The 19,781-nt window shown below is 45.2% G+C and carries 21 protein-coding genes; 15 read left to right on the top strand and 6 right to left on the bottom strand.

What is annotated here, in order from left to right:
• Nucleotide 1: 1 nt before the first annotated feature.
• Together V202x_RS21615 and V202x_RS21610 are read right to left on the bottom strand one after the other, a co-directional pair.
• Entirely contained in the window at nt 2-1,636 is a 1,635-nt protein-coding gene (locus tag V202x_RS21615; protein WP_197993032.1) for an EF-hand domain-containing protein, read from the bottom strand.
• A 73-nt stretch (nt 1,637-1,709) separates the two neighbouring features.
• Nucleotides 1,710-3,374, bottom strand: a complete 1,665-nt coding sequence (locus V202x_RS21610; RefSeq protein WP_145178920.1) for a DUF1549 and DUF1553 domain-containing protein — start codon at nt 3,372-3,374, stop codon at nt 1,710-1,712.
• A gap of 329 nt (nt 3,375-3,703) precedes the next feature.
• Between V202x_RS21610 and V202x_RS27610 the strand changes: the two genes are divergently transcribed.
• The 5 genes from V202x_RS27610 (at nt 3,704) to V202x_RS21590 (ending at nt 9,535) form a co-directional block, all read left to right on the top strand.
• Complete coding sequence (locus V202x_RS27610) at nt 3,704-3,874, top strand: hypothetical protein (protein ID WP_197993031.1); 171 nt, start codon at nt 3,704-3,706, stop codon at nt 3,872-3,874.
• A 51-nt stretch (nt 3,875-3,925) separates the two neighbouring features.
• Nucleotides 3,926-8,260, top strand: coding sequence for a PQQ-binding-like beta-propeller repeat protein (locus tag V202x_RS21605; protein ID WP_145178919.1), 4,335 nt, complete (start codon nt 3,926-3,928; stop codon nt 8,258-8,260).
• Nucleotides 8,261-8,378: 118 nt separating this feature from the next.
• Nucleotides 8,379-8,750, top strand: a complete 372-nt coding sequence (locus tag V202x_RS21600) for an SGNH/GDSL hydrolase family protein (protein WP_145178918.1) — start codon at nt 8,379-8,381, stop codon at nt 8,748-8,750.
• A gap of 61 nt (nt 8,751-8,811) precedes the next feature.
• A complete protein-coding gene (locus tag V202x_RS21595) occupies nt 8,812-9,060 on the top strand; it encodes a thiamine-binding protein (protein WP_145178917.1) in 249 nt (82 codons plus the stop codon).
• 34 nt (nt 9,061-9,094) lie between these two features.
• Nucleotides 9,095-9,535, top strand: coding sequence for a DUF3592 domain-containing protein (locus V202x_RS21590; protein WP_145178916.1), 441 nt, complete (start codon nt 9,095-9,097; stop codon nt 9,533-9,535).
• On the opposite strand, the gene V202x_RS21585 is transcribed toward V202x_RS21590, so the two are convergent.
• The 3 genes from V202x_RS21585 to V202x_RS21575 form a co-directional block, all read right to left on the bottom strand.
• Nucleotides 9,536-10,375 carry a hypothetical protein gene (locus V202x_RS21585; RefSeq protein ID WP_145178915.1) on the bottom strand — a complete coding sequence of 280 codons (840 nt, stop codon included), beginning with the start codon at nt 10,373-10,375 and terminating at the stop codon, nt 9,536-9,538.
• A 227-nt stretch (nt 10,376-10,602) separates the two neighbouring features.
• Nucleotides 10,603-11,199: an arsinothricin resistance N-acetyltransferase ArsN1 family B gene (locus V202x_RS21580; protein ID WP_197993030.1), complete on the bottom strand. Its 597-nt coding sequence runs from the start codon at nt 11,197-11,199 to the stop codon at nt 10,603-10,605.
• Between the two features lie 53 nt (nt 11,200-11,252).
• On the bottom strand, nt 11,253-11,756 hold the full coding sequence (locus V202x_RS21575; RefSeq protein ID WP_145178914.1) for a DUF4184 family protein: 504 nt from the start codon (nt 11,754-11,756) through the stop codon (nt 11,253-11,255).
• A gap of 375 nt (nt 11,757-12,131) precedes the next feature.
• Between V202x_RS21575 and V202x_RS21570 the strand changes: the two genes are divergently transcribed.
• The 5 genes from V202x_RS21570 to V202x_RS21550 all read left to right on the top strand — a co-directional run bounded on the left by V202x_RS21570 (nt 12,132) and on the right by V202x_RS21550 (nt 15,084).
• Nucleotides 12,132-12,668, top strand: a complete 537-nt coding sequence (locus V202x_RS21570; protein ID WP_145178913.1) for a hypothetical protein — start codon at nt 12,132-12,134, stop codon at nt 12,666-12,668.
• A 41-nt stretch (nt 12,669-12,709) separates the two neighbouring features.
• Nucleotides 12,710-13,066 (top strand): hypothetical protein, encoded by a 357-nt coding sequence (locus V202x_RS21565; protein WP_145178912.1) that lies wholly within the window; start codon nt 12,710-12,712, stop codon nt 13,064-13,066.
• A 156-nt stretch (nt 13,067-13,222) separates the two neighbouring features.
• Nucleotides 13,223-13,957, top strand: coding sequence for an SMI1/KNR4 family protein (locus V202x_RS21560; RefSeq protein WP_145178911.1), 735 nt, complete (start codon nt 13,223-13,225; stop codon nt 13,955-13,957).
• Nucleotides 13,958-14,152: 195 nt separating this feature from the next.
• Nucleotides 14,153-14,374: a hypothetical protein gene (locus V202x_RS21555; protein ID WP_145178910.1), complete on the top strand. Its 222-nt coding sequence runs from the start codon at nt 14,153-14,155 to the stop codon at nt 14,372-14,374.
• Between the two features lie 269 nt (nt 14,375-14,643).
• The gene (locus V202x_RS21550; RefSeq protein WP_145178909.1) at nt 14,644-15,084 is read left to right on the top strand and encodes a hypothetical protein; all 441 of its coding nucleotides are present in this window, start codon (nt 14,644-14,646) and stop codon (nt 15,082-15,084) included.
• A gap of 65 nt (nt 15,085-15,149) precedes the next feature.
• On the opposite strand, the gene V202x_RS21545 is transcribed toward V202x_RS21550, so the two are convergent.
• Nucleotides 15,150-15,743: a GNAT family N-acetyltransferase gene (locus V202x_RS21545; protein ID WP_145180723.1), complete on the bottom strand. Its 594-nt coding sequence runs from the start codon at nt 15,741-15,743 to the stop codon at nt 15,150-15,152.
• 246 nt (nt 15,744-15,989) lie between these two features.
• On the opposite strand from V202x_RS21545, the gene V202x_RS21540 reads away from it, so the two are divergent.
• The 5 genes from V202x_RS21540 (at nt 15,990) to sigZ (ending at nt 19,727) form a co-directional block, all read left to right on the top strand.
• Entirely contained in the window at nt 15,990-16,460 is a 471-nt protein-coding gene (locus V202x_RS21540) for a hypothetical protein (RefSeq protein WP_145178908.1), read from the top strand.
• A gap of 64 nt (nt 16,461-16,524) precedes the next feature.
• Nucleotides 16,525-17,019: a DinB family protein gene (locus V202x_RS21535; RefSeq protein WP_145178907.1), complete on the top strand. Its 495-nt coding sequence runs from the start codon at nt 16,525-16,527 to the stop codon at nt 17,017-17,019.
• A gap of 331 nt (nt 17,020-17,350) precedes the next feature.
• Complete coding sequence (locus V202x_RS21530; RefSeq protein WP_145178906.1) at nt 17,351-17,806, top strand: response regulator; 456 nt, start codon at nt 17,351-17,353, stop codon at nt 17,804-17,806.
• A gap of 399 nt (nt 17,807-18,205) precedes the next feature.
• Nucleotides 18,206-18,781: a hypothetical protein gene (locus V202x_RS21525; RefSeq protein ID WP_145178905.1), complete on the top strand. Its 576-nt coding sequence runs from the start codon at nt 18,206-18,208 to the stop codon at nt 18,779-18,781.
• A gap of 367 nt (nt 18,782-19,148) precedes the next feature.
• On the top strand, nt 19,149-19,727 hold the full coding sequence (gene sigZ / locus V202x_RS21520) for an RNA polymerase sigma factor SigZ (RefSeq protein WP_145178904.1): 579 nt from the start codon (nt 19,149-19,151) through the stop codon (nt 19,725-19,727).
• Nucleotides 19,728-19,781: the final 54 nt, after the last annotated feature.

Below are 19,781 nucleotides of genomic sequence, written 5' to 3'. Positions count from 1 at the left end.
ATCAATTAGTGGTGTCTTGTTGATTATCTTTTAGCGCCTCTGCTTCCGCAGGGCTGATCAGTGAATCGTGATTCGTATCGAGTTTTATAAATAAAGAAGGATCAAACAGAAATTCCCTGGGAGAAATATCACCATCGCGATTTCGATCCATACGTTGAAACCAGCGTGGTCCGCTTGATGTGCGCTGCACCGCTCTGCCCTGCCCCATAGCCATCGAATTCATTCGTGGATCAAATACAAATAACTCAGGTTTTCCTAACTCAAATGTTAATTTGAAATGCCCGCGGAGTTCAGACACATCCAGCGAACGATCACGATTTCCATCGTATTCTCGCACACGTTGTACACTTTTTTGTAATTCACGTGGACTTAAACGCCGATCCAGATCGGTATCCAGTATTTCAAATAACGATTTCCCATCATTTTGCACGGTCATGACAACCTGATTCTGTACAGCTGAGGTATCTTTGATGAGAGAATCTGTTAGCTCCTTCACGGTCAACATATCATCCTTATTCTGATCCACATTCTTATAATCCAGCTTTGGTATATTGAGCTGCATAAATTCAGATTGGTTCAAATATCCATTCTTGTCAGCATCGACGACACGAAATCGTGTCTGATAAAAACGGACGTTGTCCGCAAACATGTGACGCGAACTTTTCGCTCTCAGTTCCAAAAGAAGACCATCTACCCGTAATTTTAACTTAGAATTCGAGACGGGTTCAATCTCACTCATCCGATTCGACTGTTTTTTAAGTAATTTCAGTTGGGGACGAAATCTCTGCTTCCGTGGGAGTGTAATTTGTAACTGGACATCGATAACGGGATTTTGGAGGTAGACAAACAGTTCATCGTGACTTAAAAAACCATCACTGTCACGATCAAAACTTTGCACGCGCGCCATGGCATCAGGATCTCCCGATTTGAAACAATTCACTGAGAGTGCAGTTTTCTCAGCATTCGCGTGCTCAACATATTTCTTGAATAACTCAGAGATCGAATCTTTAATCGATTGATCATTGTCTAAGCGGCGAAATGGTGTTTCCACAACCTGACGGACAACCGGTTGCGCACCGACTCTATTGGGATCACTTCCAAACGGCTGTAGCTCGGCAACATTAAAGACTTCATCTTCATCGCGATCATACATGAAAAGTGTTTTCGAACTTGCCATGAATTCCGCATCGCTAATCGAACCATCGCCATTCTGATCTAACTTGCGAAACAATTCGATCGCTTGAGAAGTACGTGACGGAGTGCCTGTAATTCGAAACGCAGTTCCCTGGGCGCTGTGCAGGTACGAAGCAAATTCAGCCAGACTGAGTCGATTATCCATTGGCGGAAACTCAAGTTTTTTCATGCGCTGGGCAGGAGTCCCCTGGTCATATTGTTTAATGCCAAAGGCCGGAACGTTTTCCATTTCCTTGAGATCGATGTAATTGTTTTGATCACGATCCAGTGAGCGAAACAGTCTGTCAATGTAATCGGTCGTCGTTGTACGAAAAGTTTCTTTGTCAACCAGCACACTTAATTCAATGATAAAGGGTGCAGAAGGCGCAAGTAACACAATTCTTTGTGCTGCATGTTTATGCTGATCATCAACAACTTCAGGTCGTACTTCACCTGCCAGCATGTGGGAATTTCCAATCATTCCCCACAGACATACAACCAATGTCCAACAAATTTTTCTGGAAATGTGTTGCATTTTAATGGTTCAACAAAAACTCACTACTATTTAATAACGCCCAAAATAAATCTGCATAAGCGTGTGTTCTGTCCTCTTCCGAAGCCTGTGACTTCACATAATCTGCAAGACGCTGCGATTCCGCGTCCGTAGGCTTACGACTTAAAGCAGACAGGAAAAAAGCTTCAATTTTTTGTTCGACAGAAAGTCCTGGAAAATCAACAATGGCCGTAAATACGTCTGATTGTTCCAGACTGGTCGCATTCGTCACAAAGCTACCATTCATCAGTGCCAGTGCTTGTAAAATAGTTGCCCTGGGTTCCAGTCGACTCTCAGAGTCAGACTTAAATAACTCAAAGATTTCGGTCTGGGGGTCATTCATTCCAGGGCCAAACAGATTTCCATTCGCCTCTGTCGTTTGTTGAAAAAAGCCTGTCGCTTGAATCAGATTGGCAAAGATTTGTCCGGCCGTTAATCCGCGTGTTGGCATCTTTCCATACCATTCCGTACGAGACTGACTCGGATCCGTTTGGCGACTGGTCAGCTGGTACGTTTGGCTGTTTGTAATTTCACGAATCAGATATTTCAAATCGTAATCATGTTCCTGAAACTTCTTTGCCAATAGATCTAGCAGTTTGGGATGAGTGGCAAGATTCGATGCTGAAAAATCATCAACGGGATCAATCAGACCACGGCCAAAAAAGAGACTCCAAACGCGATTGACTGTTGCTTTCGCAAAATACGGATTTTCATGTGAGGTGACCCACTCGGAGAGTCGCAGACGTGGATTGAGTTGTTCTTGTTCCCAATCAGGCTGGACTCCATCAAGAAAACTGGCTTCAACGAGCCGATTTGTATCGGGAATTTTGATTTGCGGTTTTCCAACCACTTCTGTGACGTTCAAAACAGCGCCCACACCTCCCTGTTGCGCAGGGGTCACGTTTGAAAAGAAAGCCGCATATTGCCAGAACTGCTCTTGTTTCCATTTATCAAACGGATGATCGTGGCACTGCGCACATTCAATTCGCACGCCTAAAAACGCGCGTGAAGTGCTGGCCGCCAGACTTTCTGGCTTGAATTGTTTCGCAATATAATACGCCCGCGGCGTTAACCCCTGTGACGTGTCTGATTCTGCTTGATTACGATTAACAGCAAGAGGAGCATTGATAATTTGCCGAACGATCTCATCATAATGGGTATTCTCTCTCAACTGAGATCGCAACCAGGCTTCAAATTCGGGTATCTGTATCCGTGCCTGCAGGTCGGTTCCCGCTTCCGGCAAAAGGATGGAACGCCAGATATTAGTAAAGTGAACGACAAAACCGGGAGTGTCTAACAAGCGATTGATCAGTTTTTCGCGTTTCTTGGGATCCGGATCCGCGAGAAAAAGACGTAATTCGGAAACAGGCGGAATTTTCCCGGAAAGGTCGAGCGAGACCCGTCGCATAAATTCTGCATCGGTCGAGCGAGGTGCGGAAACGACTCCTTCACGTTGTTTCGCTTGATCGATGAGCTGGTCAATCTGGCCTGAGAGACTCTCACTGGGAACATTGGGTTTTGGTTCGGACGCAAAAATGGAGCCGTATGGGAAAATCGCCAACGCAAGCAGAACCAACAGGAGTACAAAGAGATGGGCAGTCGCTGTCCTGAAACGTCGCCTGTGATGATGTATTGAAACACTCAACACTTTAATACAGTCCTTTAGATTGGCCGCAAAATATGATCAGATCGATCAGAAAAGAGAAGACTGTGATCACTTACATTTGTTGTATATTCAATTGTACAATCAACTTGGAGCAATACAAGAGTGATCTCATTGATCCGCCCTCCAGCTCCCTAATACTAAAATCGCCAAGAAACCCTTAATCTTAGCTACTTTTGAGACTGACCTCCCATTTTCTGTCAAAAAACTATCAGTTTAGATGATCTACTTCCTTGTTTTTGCTTAGCAACTTTCAAATTATTCATAAATTAACCATAGTGAGGGACTTCCCTTGTTAAAATCAGAAAGCGTACATGAAAAAGTATAAGGATGATCTGTTTGCAATCGTGGCCGGTGGCAGCTTTCTCTACTTTTCGACTTTGGACAAAGAATGGGCCCTGTTCTGGAAAATTACAGGGTTTTTGTTACTCATCTGGGGAATCCTGACGGTCTGTATCCACCTCAAATCCGGTAAAAAACCATAAACAACGGCTCTGAAAAAGTTGCTCGCGTAAATAGACTCATAGGAAGAATTGATGCGAAATTCATTAAATACCATCCGAGTCCTCAGTCTCCTGATGTTGACACTCTCGTTGTTACCGACATCAGCAGTAGCCGGTAACTGGCCGATGTGGCGTTACGACGCGGGGCACACCGCTGCATCCCCAGATGGTTTACCCGATCAATTAACACCACTGTGGACGCGTTCTTTCGGTCAACGTGAGCAGGTCTGGGATGATCCCCTCAATAACGATTTGATGACCTACGACAAAGTGTTCGAACCCGTCGTCTATGGCAAACGCATGTTTGTTGGCTTCAATGATTCCGATAAGTTAATCGCCATTAATACCGAAGATGGCAACACACTCTGGACATTTTACGCCGATGGCCCCATTCGATTTTCCCCTGTTGCCACAAAAGACCGCGTTTATACGGTCAGTGATGATGGCTATTTATATTGTCTGAACTCAAAGACGGGAAAATTGGTCTGGAAATTCCGTGGTGCTCCGGCTGCGCAAAAGGCATTGGGGAATAAACGTGTGATTTCTGCATGGCCTGCCCGAGGTGGTCCCGTACTGTATGATGATACGATTTATTTTGCCGCCAGCATCTGGCCATTCATGGGCACTTTCATCTATGCCCTTGATGCGGAAACAGGGAATGTCGTCTGGGTCAATGACTCGACCAGTGCCAGCTATATCAAACAGCCACACAGTGCCCCTTCGTTTGCGGGTGTTGCACCACAGGGAACTTTAGTTGCAACAGAAGCGCTTTTGTTAGTTCCCGGTGGTCGATCTGTTCCCGCGGCACTTGATCGTAAAACGGGGAAACTCAAATATTTTCACCTCGGTGGTAAAGGAAATGGTGGCTCTTTTGTCATTAGTAACGATAGTGAGTTCTTTGTCCACACTCGTTATCGCGGTGTGCGAACCTACAATCTCAAAACGGGACTACCCAGTCTGTATGTGCATAATGAGCCGGTGCTTGATGACAAAATGCTCTACTCTGCCATTCTGAAAAACAAACAACCTTTAATTCAGGCCTACAAGAAGAACCATCAACCATTATGGTCTCTCGCCGCTGATGGTCAGGGCGATCTGATTCGCGCAGGAAATCGACTGTATGCGGCAGGGGAAAAAACACTTTCCGCGATTACTCTCCCGACCACACCAGAACAAAAGCCACACATCGCCTGGCAACTCCCTTTAAAGAGTCAGGTTTTACGGTTGCTGGCAGCCGATGAGAAATTGTTTGCCGTGACATTAAATGGAGACATCAAAGCATTTGGTAAACCAGCGAAACTGTCGCCACAAACGCAACCAAAACCAGAATCATTACTCTCTGATCCTCAATCTATTGAAACGGCAAACACCCTGCTGGAAAAAGCGAGAACAAAAAAAGGTTACGCAATTTGCTATGGCGCAGATCAAGAATCGCTACTCGATGCCTTTCTGGATCAGTCTCAATTACGTTTCATCGTCATCGGACAGGATCCAGCCAAAGTCCAGAGGTTACGAACCAAATATAATTCACTCGGATTGTACGGCTCCCGAATTACCGTTCACGAAGGAACCCCTGAATCATTCCAGGCACCACAACATATCGCACGGCTGACATTATTGAGCGAGGCGTTCATGGAATCCCTCAATGCCAGACTACTCAAACAAATCTACCGCTCCGTTCGACCTTATGGCGGCTTGATCTGGATGCCGCAGAATGAGAAAAGGTCCACGCGTGAAACCGTCGCAATCTTTCACAAGGCTGCACTGCCGAAGGCAATTTATACCGGACGTGCAGAACAGTTTCTCATCGAGCGCAAGGGAGCGTTACCTGACTCAGCCGACTGGACCCACCAATATGGTGATATCGCCAACACCGTCAAGTCAAACGACAAACGAGTGAAGCTTCCCCTGGGAGTTCTCTGGTTTGGCGGAAACACACACGATGATATTCTGCCCCGGCATGGACATGGCCCTCCCGAGCAGGTTGTCGGCGGTCGGACGTTTCTGGAAGGGATGAACAGTCTCAGCGCACGCGATGTTTATACGGGAGAAGTTCTCTGGCGAAGAGAATTTGACGATCTGGGAACGTTCGGAATTTATTTTAATACGACCTATGCAGATACTCCACTCAGCACACAATATAATCAGAAACATATTCCAGGTGCCAATGCCCGCGGCACTAATTATATTGCGACATCCAATGAAGTCTATCTGGCGATTGGATCGGAATGCCATGTGTTGAACGCAACGGATGGAAAAACGTGGCGGATCATCAAACTACCAAATCCCAAAAATGACTGGGCCTTCATCGCCGTCTATGAAGACATTTTATTCGCCGGTAATGGATTTGCACATTTTGGCAAGAAAATCGATGAGAAACCAGGGAAAGATGGACCTGCGGCAGCCGATCTTTCCGCCAGCAACGGGCTCATTGCCTATGACCGTCATTCTGGCAAGAAACTTTGGGAAACCGACGCGATCCATTCTTTTTTACATAATGGAATCGTCGTGGGAAGTGATCGAGTTTATTGCCTGGATAAGCTCCCTGCCAGTGCTGAGAAAAAACTTTCGCGTCGCGGAATGGCAGATCCCACAAAATATCGCATTGTCTGTTTTGATATCCACACTGGAAGAGAACTGTGGTCGACCAATAAAAGTATCTTCGGTTCGTGGTTGGGCTATTCGAAAAAACATGACCTGCTACTTCAGGCGGGCGCGCGTGCCAAAGACCGTTTGAGTGATGAAGTCGGACAAGGCATGACAGCCTACCAGGGTAAAGACGGATCAATCATCTGGCAGAATAAAGACCAACGTTATACAGGACCTTGTGTATTGCATAACGACCTCATCATTACCTCAGCTAATTCTTACGAAGTCTCAGGCGGGGCGTTCAATATTCTAGATGGAACGCCATATTCGATTATCAATCCGATTACGAAGCAAAAGGAGTCGCTTAAGTTTTCACGAACCTATGGTTGTAATTACGTCATTGCCAGCGAAAACCTGCTCACGTTTCGCTCGGGAGCCGCCGGATTTTATGATCTGGAATCAAAAAGCGGCACCGGAAATTTTGGTGGTTTCAAATCCAGCTGCACGTCCAATCTGGTCGTCGCCAATGGAGTCTTAAACGCGCCGGACTACACCCGCACTTGTAGCTGCTCTTACCAGAACCAGACTTCTCTGGCGTTGATTCACATGCCGGAAATTGAAATCTGGACTAATAGTGAATTAGGCACCGGTTCCAATTCTACTTCATTGGTCAAACAGGCAGGCATTAACTTTGGTGCTCCCGGTGATCGTCGGGCAAAAAATGGTACCCTTTGGCTCGATTATCCAAGCGTGGGTGGACAATCTCCAGACCTTAAAGTCAGCATTTCCAATAAAAAGTATGTCCCATTTCGGCACCATACTCTCAAAATGAGAGAACCGGCTCCCTCTGGCAGTTTGAACTGGGTCGCTGCTTCTGGTATTGAAAACCCCCAAAAAATCACCATCGCCATCAATCAGAACAAGGACACGATGACACCTGAGGGAATCCCAATCGCCGGTGTCGAAGATGATGCAGAAGAGGATTCGAAAGGGGAAGTCAAACTGCATAGTAGCGATTTGGAACTCGGTCTCGATGCCGGGGACCCGCAAGTGGTCGCACTCCGTTTTACAGACATTCCACTGTTATCGGCTGACGATTTAGAATCTGCCTACATCCAGTTTACCGTTGATGAAAGAGGCGATTCGCGCTGTCAACTAAAAATTCAAACAGAAGATGTTGCCAATTCCAAAGCGTACGTGGAAACGAAACGGAATCTTTCCTCTCGAAAACGATCCAGAGCTTATGTGGAATGGACTCCCCCTGCATGGTCAAAAGTCGGCGCCGTGGGCACAGCACAAGCCACACCTGATTTGACTTCCATTATCAAAAGTGTCCTGTCAAATAAAAACTGGAAACCAGGAAATGCGATTTCGTTTCTCTTTACGGGAACGGGCACACGCATCGCCAAATCGTACAAGGGGGCGAAATCAGGCTCCGCACGGCTTGTTCTCAAAACCAAAATGACAAGTCAGCAGCAAAAAACAGTCGCAAAAACGAAAGCCACTCCTCCAGCAAATCGTTATACTGTCCGACTGACGTTTACCGAGCCTGATGAGAACATGAAACCGGGAAACCGACAATTCCAGGTTCGCTTACAGGGAATACCTGCCATTGAAAATTTGGATATTCTCAGAGAAACCGGTCAGGCAATGCACAGTCTGGTCAAAGAGTTTAAAAATATTCCCGCATCAGACAAAATTGAGATTGAATTGATTCCAGTAAATGATTCAGCACATCCACCTGTTATCTCGGGAATTGAGTTGATCAGTGAAATTTAATTCCTCGATGCATCAACTCACTGAAACGTTCTGAATCATTTCACTCAGTGACATTCGTTATACAATTTTTGTGCTTGGAATTGTATCGTACCCTGCAAGTAACCGAAAGGATGCCCTCATGCAGAAAACATCTGTGCTTTTAGTCGGCCTAAAATCATCGGTCGTAAATTTCGAGAAATGGCCAGAATTATCAGTGGAAAAATTAGAAGCCGCCTTTTCTGATGTTCACACAAATCTAATCGAACTCGGCTATGAGGCGAAATGGTGTTTGACGGATACCGGAGAAACCGCAGAGCAACAACTGACCACAGATCTCAAAGAGTTTACCCCTGATATTGTATTAGTCGGTGCCGGCGTACGCACTGATCCCGATCACTTCCTGCTCTTTGAGAAGATCATTAATACGATACATGCAGAAGCTCCGAATGCGAAGATCGCATTCAACAGCAATCCTTTTGATTCTGTCGAAGCTGTCAAAAGGTGGGTCTAAGATGCCGACTTCATGGAATGTTTCCAACTAACATACAATCGCAAAGGATGAAAAAGCTACTATGATAACCACAGTCGAAATCAGCATGTATCCCTTTCAAGAAGGCTATCGGGAATTGATTCAAGCCTTTATCCAAAAATTGAAGGAGTATGATGACCTGCGCGTCATGCCCGGCCCCACATCAACTGTAGTCGTTGGCGAATATGAACGTGTGATGGAATGTATTCAAGAAATGTTTGCCTGGAGCTATGATGAGCATGGGCGATCTGTTTTCGTAACCAAATTCATACTCGACTATAATCCTGAGTAGCCCTGCATCTTCACGGACGACTCGACATAACAACATGAAAAAAGTGCTTTTATCTATTTTTGGTTACATGTTCAGTGCCGTGATCATTCTGATGGTCTGCGCTGTCCCCGTTTTTGGCATTTATGAACTGGGAAAAACAACCTGGTACCTGACTCAATTCGAACATGACACTGGGACCGTGGTGGGATGTACGGGAAAACGGTTCAAACACAAATCGAAGTATGCTTATGTGGTCGAAACAAAAAAGGGCGCACGTATTACCGGACGCTGGTATGGCAGCAAATCCCATTGTGAGCAGCAAAAGGGGAAAACGGTTGCCGTCCTGATCAATCCTGAAAACAAACAGAAAGGAGTCGTCAATTCGTTTATGGATCGCTGGTTCCTGCCGCTTACCCTCTTAAGTCTGCCCGGATTGTTTTTGTATGGTTATCTCAAAAAGAGAAAGGAAAAGAGCAACAACTCTTACATGAACTGATTAAGAGGCACCATTCTCAATCAGTGACTGCTGGAACTTGCTCCAAAACGATTTTTGACGCTCATATTGTTCAGCGGGCAGTTCGTTTTTCATATATTCGAGCGCTGCTAATTGATCTTTTGCCGCTGCTATATATGAATAATCAGAGGCTGCCATCGGATTTTTGAACCCGGCATCTCCAGGTTCATACCGGTGCAAAAATGAGCCATTCTCATCGAGTACTATATTTGAGGTAAGCTTTGGTAACATCACCTGTAGCTGAGCGAAAGCAAGCTCGCGAAAACTCATATCCTCAGTTGCATCTTCCCAGGCGTTGACAACTGCAGCAGGAGTGTTGCTATCGGGAAACTTCATTCCGTATGCCAAACCACTGCGTGTCAATCCATCTTGGTTCAAGTCGACTTGCGCTGCCGGTGGCAAAAGCAAATTCAATGCACCTTCTTCCGTTAAAGACTCAACCTTGATTCCACTGGCTAACGCTTGAACTTTTTGAATCACCGCCAATTCGTCGTGAGACAGACTTTGCAAGAACCCTTTGGGATCAACGTATCCCCCCTCGTTGTGTGCCCGCACAAGGATTTCGCCATAGGTGTGCTTCAGTTCGTCAGGATTTTGAACCTGCGTGTAACGACCCCCCAATTCCCCTGTAAACCAACTGTCCCAGGTTTTTTGAATATTTTTCGTGAGCGTCTGCTGGTTATCTACAGGCTCAGCCGAGGCATATCCTTTACGTCCTGCTTCGGTCAGCAGCGCACTAAAGAGATTTTGAATTTGATGATCCTGCTCTCGTTTTTGTGATTGAGTCAATAAACTACTAGAGTTAATTGAGTCAATATTCATAGCAATCCCCCCCAGATCACAAAAACCACCAGTTTGCATCACCAACTTTTAACACAGGTACACGTCTGTTAATTTATCGATGATGAGGATTACTCAACTTGAATTTATTTTTTAGTTTCAACGCTCTAACAAACATGATTGGAGGGAGTTATCTGAAGGAGTCGTTGGTTTCGTCGCGCTATATATGCAGGCACCTGCTGACTGAGTATTTGATTGACGTCAAAGAGTTATTGTACTGGATTGGTATTCGGCATGATTAATTCCCAGTAACCCACATCAATCCATCGATTCATTTTCCAGCCAACTTCTTTGAAATGTGCCACTTTTTCAAATCCCATTTTCTCATGCAACGCAATGCTGGCTGGATTGGGGAGTGCAATTCCTGCGATCAGACTATGAAAAGAAAGATTTCGTAAACGATCTATTAACGCCTGGTAAAGTAAACTACCTATACCGTTTCCAACTGAATCATGGGCCAGATAGACCGTAATTTCTGCCGAGTATTGATAAGCGCAGCGGCTCTTCCATTGACTGGCATAAGCATAGCCCTGAATCCTTTGCTGATTTTCATGGATGAGCCAGGGCAAGGTTGCAGTGATATCCCGAATGCGTCGTTCCATTTCGGCAGCAGTCACCACGTTCTCTTCAAATGTGATTATGGAATTTGTGACATAGTGATTATAGATTTCACAAATCCCTGCCGCATCTTCTTCCTTCACTTCGCGTATCAGTTGGATGTCCCCCGACTCAAAATCCCTGATCATACAGAATACGAGTGCATAATACTGCCTCAGTTTCACAGGCTGCAAGATGCAGTAGATCAAACTTTCTGAAACTCCGTTTATAGCTGTAAAAGGCAGCGAAGAAAACGGAATTCTTACGATTCGCGAAGCAGAAGCCAGAATATCAGGCTGAAGAGGCCAGCCGCTGCCAGCCCGATATGAAGCGTGCCGACGCTGAGCATCCCAGCCAATCCATTTCCATCCGCAATTGGCCAAAACGGATTCATCTCTTCATGCATCAGACTGTCCAGAAAAATATGAGTCACCCCACCGATGAGACCGGCAATTAGCGATTGCCAAAGCAGTTGTAATTTTGGTGCCTGTATTACTCTTGCTCTCCAGCGCGAATGTGCTGGTAAAACCCGACATGCTATCTGAATGACACCAAACATCAGCAGACCGGCGAATACCCCCATGAAAATGCCACCAAGATAGGTGTGCAGGTATCGATGAATTGGTGGATCATTTTTGCTGAGATAGTAAAGAACTTCTAAATCAATGAGGACATTTGCCAACACAAACGATGTGAGCCAGAAATAACGAGGGCTAAACGCTTTGGCGAGCAATCCCGGACAAAAGTGAAATGGTGTAAACGGAATTGGTCGTCCTCCCTGATCAACTCATTTGTTACTTGAAATGAAATCAACTTCATTCTTTCAGTCCAGGATTATAACGACTTTTGTGTGTGACGGCATCTTAAAGCGAAATCATCTCTTCATGTCCGCTCAACAGTTCATCGCCTGTGATCTGGAGGATAATTTTCTTGACGGCTCATCTATAATCAGATAGCGTAAATTGAAGAACGAAAGCATGCGTTTTATTTCATTTGCGTGTAGTCGTCGGTCAATATTCTAACAGGGATCATGATTTTGTATCCAAACCGCTTCATATCACTGTCTGTCATCGTTTGCCTCATATCGACCTCAGTCCCCCTGTTGGCAGAGGAACCGATAAAAAAATCGAAGGCTTCGCCTGTGGAAGCCAGATTAATCGTGAATCAATCGAAATACATCCTGCCCCCAAAACGCCGCGGAAAAGCCTTTCGTAAGCGAATCAAAGCCGAAACCGACAGCGACAAGCTACCCGCTGCACCGCAAGTCGATCTTGTTTTGGAACTCAAGAATATCAGTAAAAAGAACGTAATGATCTGGCCCAAAGGGGCGATTAGCTACCCTGACTTGAGCGTTAAGGGACCGGGAGTCATGCAACCGGATAATTTGAAATCAATATCAGGAGCGTCTTCAGGCAGCAGCATCCAGCCGACTATCGCGCCGGGTAAAAGTTATCGTCTCTCAATTGACTCACTCAACCCAAACGGCGGCACACCCTGGTTCTATTGGAGTGAATCGGGAGAATACACGATCACCGCCACGTACACGGTTTACACAGGGTTACCGGCGTTTCCCTTTCCGAATGACAAAAAGCAGAAAAGCAAGCCACAGAAATACGAAGTCAAGACGCCTCCCGTCAAAGTCAAGGTTGTGCTGGAAGAAAATGAAGGCGGTTCATGACACTTTTTTATTCTGGTATTAATAGATATGAGCGTAATTAAATGTTGGCCAAAATATTCGCTAAATTGTTTATGCGAAAAAATGACGTAATAGATTATGTTGTGGTTGATTCAGGTGTTTTTTGTAAAAAAAGAGACGGAACGGTTGTAGAAGGCTTTCACTGGTCTGATGTAGATCAAATCGAAGTCTATAAAGTAGATTTGATGATCTATGATGAGGTTGCTCTCCTTTTTAAAACCGAAAATGCAAAACATGAAATTTTAGAAGGTCATTCTGCGTTCCAAGAATTAATAAGTGAACTGCATCACTATTTTGATGTTAGAGAATCATGGTATCTCGATGCGATTGAAAAACCCTTCGAAACAAATTGGAAGACGCTGTATAAAAAATCAAGCTAACAACCAGTTCATCGGATCTATGCCTTAAGAGATCTTTGATTGGCTTCAACCAATCTGGTAAAAATAAAAGAGACTGAAAAAGAAAAGTAAAAGTGATTTTTAGTTTCTAAAAAATGGCAGCTTAAGCGTCACAAGCGGTTGCATGGAACTAGTGTCATGTATGTAGAATTTATGTCAACAATCAGCCAGTACTTGATTGACACGGGCATTTCTACGGCCGACAACATACGAGGATGCACTGAATCAGAAATCGATCATTTCCAACGTCGCATATCACAAAACCTTCCGCTGGCTTTTATCGCGTGTTTACATGAATTCGGTCATAAATGTGGACATCTGATGGATGGTGATGCATTTGGCATTGCAGGATTTGACGTTGCACGAGAAGTCGCACTTGAACTGACCAAAAAACAAGATTCACCTTGGCAACTACCGGAGAATGTCATTCCCTTTCAAGAACATCAGGGATATCAATTCCTGTTCTTCTATACCGATGACGGCAATGATCCAAGCGTTTGGCATTACCTTGAGGAAGATTCAGAACCAACTCATTCTGTCCCATCCTTTACAGCATGGTTACGTGAATCGGCAATAAATGTCATCGAAAGCAAACCCTGGAATGATGAAATTTGCCGTGAAATCAGATTACATCGCGACAACTGGATAGATCGTAAGAAAATGCTCGATGAGTATCATCAAGAAGCTTCTCAGATTCGCCGGTCGCTAATCGCACGTCTTGTTCAAAGCGACATAGAACGCGATCGTATTACGGGACCGTTAGAAATGCAACAAATCTGGAACCAGGAATTCCCTGAAACGGAATTGTATCAAAAACTTGTGGCCGAACAGAAACGAATTCCCTGGGGTTGGACTGATCACAGGGACGCTTAATAAGCCAGTAAAAAATATACAATGCGGCTAGCGTTTACTACCAGGACATTACCATGATTCAAAATGGCATGACTAATTATTTTTTGATTGACTCTTGATCAAAATCGCTTTGACAATCATTAATAAAGTCTAAGCAAAGCAACGAACCATCTTCATCAAGTTGCTTCTGTACGAAACTCAAAGGAAACTCTTTCTATGCCTACCGTATTCATTCTCATGCCCGGAATTTTAGAAGTGATTACCATCGGAATCATTTTGATTTTCCTAGTGACTCCTTTTTGGATGATCTGTTCCAAAGCGGGGTTCCCCGGCTGGATCAGCCTCGGTATCTTAATCCCAATAGTAAATGTAATACTATTGTACTTCCTGGCTTTTGCGGAATGGCCTGTTCTGCAACACTTACCACATGAAGATTAATCAGAAACCGTTAGTTCTTCTTTGTTTGACCTGTTCATGAATTTGTGATTTCAAAAGAAATGCAATTGGCTAATTTTACCTTTCTACTCCCGGGAATGATCAATCACGAACTAGTTTGAGTATCGAGCTTATCAGAAAAGAGATTGAAACACGGCTTTAATTTGGTACGATCTTGAGAATTGGCTGTCTACGAATTTCCTGCAGCAACCTCTGTAAACATTGCTGGATCATCACAAATTTGCCAACATAGATACGATTCGGGAGGAGATATGACTGCACCCTACGATTTACCCGAACTCTCCAAGATTGCTGAATCGCAATCTGAGGCGCTCGTAAAAACTGATAACTACGCTGAATCTTCATGGACTCATCCAACCATGGGGCCGCTATTGCATGTGTATGCGCTGTTAACACATCGTCCTCAAGACGCGTTGGGCGAAAATCCATCACCAGAACGAATCGCGGAATGCCGAGTTTACGCGTACGTTTTCCTCTCAGCAGTACATAACAAATTAAGCGGTCACGATCCGGAACCATTTAACGACGGTTTCGTGGACCTCATGACTGAGTATGATCCACTTACGACTGTCGATTTCGTTACAATTCACGACACCGCGATTGAAGATGCAGTAGCTTACGCAGATCAGATTCCCCCCAAAGACCGTAATAAGTCATTGACACAAAACGGTTCTGTTCGACGCATAAAATAACGCTAGCATTTGAAAGAATCACCAGAAACACATACAGCGAGTCAAGTGCGTATTACGAATCTCGTTCAACTCGGACGTGTTGCCTGAAATGTCAGATGTGCTTTCACCGTAGGCCATTCGCCGGCGATAATGGAATAAACACACGTGTCACGCAGTGTGCCGTTCGGTGAGATCTGATGGTTTCGCAAGATTCCGTCGAGCTTCGCTCCCAGACGTTCGATACCAGCGCGACTCTGTCGATTAAAAAAATGCGTTCGGAGCTCGACGGCAATACAATCCAACACTTCAAACGCATGTGTCAGTAAGAGCAGCTTGCATTGCGTGTTAAGTCCTGTCCTCTGCACCGATTTGCGGAGCCACGTTGATCCAATCTCAACCCGCCGATTCGCTGCATCGACATTCATGAAAGTGGTCATACCGACGGCCTTGTTCGATGATTCTGCAATGATTGCAAAGGGCAGCATTTGCTGCTGTTCGAACAAATCAAGTCGTCTTTGAATTTCTGCTGCCACACCATCGGGTCCAGGCACGGAGGTATACCAGAGCTTCCACAGTGCGCCATCCCTCGTTGCCTCAACAAGATCGTCATGATGTCTCTGATCAAGCAGTTCCAGTCGGACACCAGGGCCGTTAAGAGTCATCGGTTCTAACCAGGTCATAAGATGGGCTTTCATTATTACGAGGCAAAGGAGGCATACAACAGGAGATTGAACAGACCAGCATACTGGCTTACTCGAATCTTCTGACATCGCTAAGAGTCGCGAGGTTCGGGTTAACATCAACAACTCATTCTTAATCACAGCATTTGATTATAACCATCTGTTGACAGCCCACCTGAGTTTGATACGATTTTTAGAACTTGCAGGGCATGAAATTCCCCTTATGTTATGATAGGATCCAGCATCATGACGAATGAAACACCACCTCATCTCGACGAAGCCCTCGTTCAAAGGCTTGCAGAACTCGCCAATGAGTTAGATGGGGCAGACGAGCATGACGCAAAGCCGTTACTAGAGGAATTTAATGAACTCGCGGGTACTTCCATTCCATTTGCAGAGTTTCAGGGAATCTATGGTGCTGAGGATCATATCGATTACGTACGCCGCGTGCTCACTGACAAATTGACAAACGCTGATTCTTCACTCACACGAGACGACTTAACAGAGATGTTCAAGCGAGTATGTGAAAACCCCACGGATGATGCGTACCTTCAATTTATGTTTTCCACCATCAAGAAAACATTTGGCGATCACCAAATATCAGATCTTGTGTTCTGGCCGGGAGAATATTTTGGTGATGGGGACAACTCACGTGAACAAACTCCAGAGGAGATGGCTGAAGCCGTGCTAGAACGTTATCGACAAAAGCAGGCTTAACATTGCTCATTGCTATCCAGACTAAGAGATAATTCTTTTTCTTTCATTCCCAAGGAATTAACTTATGAGCGCGCAGGGTCAGTGGGCGAGCGAAAAACTGAAACTTCTTGAATCCAGTCGGGAACGTCTGGCAGGTGTTATTAATCGTTTAGGAACTGAAGGCCTTGACCGACGTATCCGTGATGGCTGGACTGTGAAGGAGATGTTGGCTCATCTTGCGTTCTGGGAAGAAACAAGCCTGCCTGTCATTCAAGGTCTGTTTCGTGGCGGTCCGGAAATCCCTGTGGAAGAGTGGTATGGGGGCACCGATCTTGAGATCGCACCAGACGCCCCGTGGCCCGATGCTGATACGCATAATGAACGCGAAGCAAGATGGGCACGCAGCCATACACACACTGAGGTCCTGGATCGATTGCATCACGCCAGACAACTGTTAATGAATGTCACTGGTTCTGTGACTGATGAAGAAGGCGACGGTCAGATTGGTCAACACCTCACAGAAATGTTTCACCATACCGACAGCCATCTTGCTGAGCTGGAGTCGATTGCCGTTTCCTAATGATAGCCACCAGGAAGCATTGAAGATCAGGAAGCATTGAAGATTCAGTCTTTTTCTCAATAGCAATCCAACGGCACCTGAAGAGAACGGGATCATCGTTTCTCAAGACTTTTCGAATTCCGGACCTCAGAATGGAGGTAAATCTCTTATGGAATTCAAAGGAACTAAACCCTCTCTTTTTCCGAGCAAATGCAGATGATTACCTCCCCACACGGACATCGATTGTGTTCTATAGTTTGATACCCAGTGTCTGAACATACGGAAATCGTGAGTTGATACGCTCAACAGATGGAAAATTTCATTTGTATCGGAAGAAAGGCCATACCTCGTCATGAACGATCAAGACAAATCCACAGATCAGGAAAATCAACTCGAATGCCGAGTTCTACTAGCGGAAGATATGCCCGATAACCAAAGGCTGGTCTCATATTACTTGAAACAGGCAGGCGCTGAAGTGTTCATCGCGGAAGACGGGCAGATTGCGTACGATCTTGCTCTGGAAGCGCGGGACCACGGATTCCCCTTTGATGTCATTCTCATGGATATTCAGATGCCGTCAATCGATGGAAATGAAGCCACAAAAAAACTACGTGATGCAGGTTATACCAGTCCGATTATTGCCATCACCTCTCATACGGATCGCCATGATCGAGATACCTGTGTGGCGGCTGGCTGTGACAATTACACAACCAAACCGGTTGATCGAGATAAACTCATCGAGTTAGTGGCTCATTATGCCTCGCTACAAAAAAAGAAAAAATGTATTGACGAACAGGCCATAATTTAAGACCACCAAGCGTGGCACGAGTGAAGTGTTCGGGCGACTCAGGTTACCCGAACACTTTTCATTTCAACTCTTCGAGTCTTCTTCGAGCAATGTGACTTCGCTGGTGTACATGTCATAAACGCCGCCGACAATTTTGATCTCATATTTCGCTTCCATGTCGAGTAATACCTCGCTCTTTTTTCAAATGACCTCTGTTGTGCCGTGAACTCCGGTTATAATTCCAGGAGTAAGAAAGAAGCCGAAGTATCGCGTAATTAAAATTAGACCTGATTCATTATTAATTCGAATAGGCGTCTAATTTAATCACTAAAAAGTATTGCATATTTTAATAACATGTGGACATCATAAACTACTACGTAGAAGTGAACTATAAGTCATTCCTCAAAGAGATCTCTTCAAATGGGCTATCGTGTTCTCCTCATTGCTGTCACTGGAAAGGACGAAGAAACGATTCATTCAGAATATCGTGTCACCCCCACGGGACAATATGAAGAGATTGCGGAATCCCCTGTTACGGGCGCGTTTCTTCCGAATGGCGCGTATCTCTTGTATGTCAACGATGATATTACTCCAAATGAAAAAGTATTCGCTCGTTTGTCAGAAAATGCAGCGCTGCTCGCCTGCTACGCGAACGAGACCATAATGGACTGCTATGTTTCATCGTGGTTCAATGGTACAGAGCAATGGTCCGTCTGGCATGATGCCCAGCAGGGGCTTACTCATCTTGAAACGACGGGAGCAGTTCCCGATCAACTCACCGCAATACGCGATCGCCTGTTTGCGGAACAGAATGGCGTGACAGACACAGATTACATTTTTGATATTCCCATCGAATTGTTCGTTACACTGGGAGGGGTTCGCTATAATGAAGACATTCCAGATACTGTCCCTGAACCCTGGCAAGTTCTTAACCGCATCGGTCCAAAGCGATCCTGGTGGCCATTCTCCCGAAAAAAAGAGATACCCGGCGCGTGAAACGATGCAGTGGATCGCGCGCGGTAATCGTAAGATACTTACTAGAGATCCGTCTCATTATTATCTTGTTAAACGAAGATTAAATCGTTCCCTTCAACAAGAAGAACTTTGACAAAAAAACTGGTCAGAGTTGCGTCTTTTTCGAATTTAGTACGTCTCTATGTGTGACGGGACGAATAACTGTCCCATTTTCACGAATTCGAAAAGGAGAAAAAATGACTGACCAAACGAATGAAGACAGTTCTAAGTGTGATGAAAACAGCGCGTGTTGTACAATCCACTGTTGCTGTATTTGTTGTTGTGCTGCACAATGTTGTTGCCCAAACAAAGTGCATTCTCAATCTGATCAATCGGGTTGCTGCTAGCAATGAAAGACCAGAGCTCCCACATCACAACCGAACAAATCTGGCGCGAGCTGAGTGATCGGCTGCGCCAGTTTGTCAGGTCACGCGTGAATTCAGCAACGGATGTGGATGACATTTTACAAACGGTGTTCCTCCGCATTCATCAAAAGATCGAGGACCTCCACCAAATCGAGCGGCTGGAAGCCTGGGTCTTTCAAATCACACGTAATGCCGTGATTGATCATTTTCGCAAAAAACGAGATGTGCCAAATGATGACCTCGCGCAGAACGTAGTTGCCGAAATGAAAAGCGTCGAGAATCTGAACACAGAAGTTGCCGGTTGCCTGACCGCTTTGATTGACCATTTACCTGAAGATCAAAAGCGGGCCGTCTCGATGTATGAACTGGAAGGCATTTCACAAAAAGAGATCGCCGAGCGCGAATCGATTTCCCTTTCCGGCGCAAAATCCCGAATTCAACGTGGCCGTAAATCTCTTGAAACGATGCTGAAAGAGTGCTGTCAGTTCCAGTTCGACAAACAGGGAAACATTCTCAAATGCAAAGCAGAAGGTAACCCATCTTGTGATACCGGCGATTGCTGATATGGGGGAGACGCATTATGGAACCCAAAAGAGACCTGGTCCATTATGATCTAC

Origin of the sequence: Gimesia aquarii (genome assembly GCF_007748175.1) — a bacterium.
Lineage (GTDB): Bacteria > Planctomycetota > Planctomycetia > Planctomycetales > Planctomycetaceae > Gimesia > Gimesia aquarii_A.
This window is presented reverse-complemented; position numbering and strand designations above follow the sequence as displayed.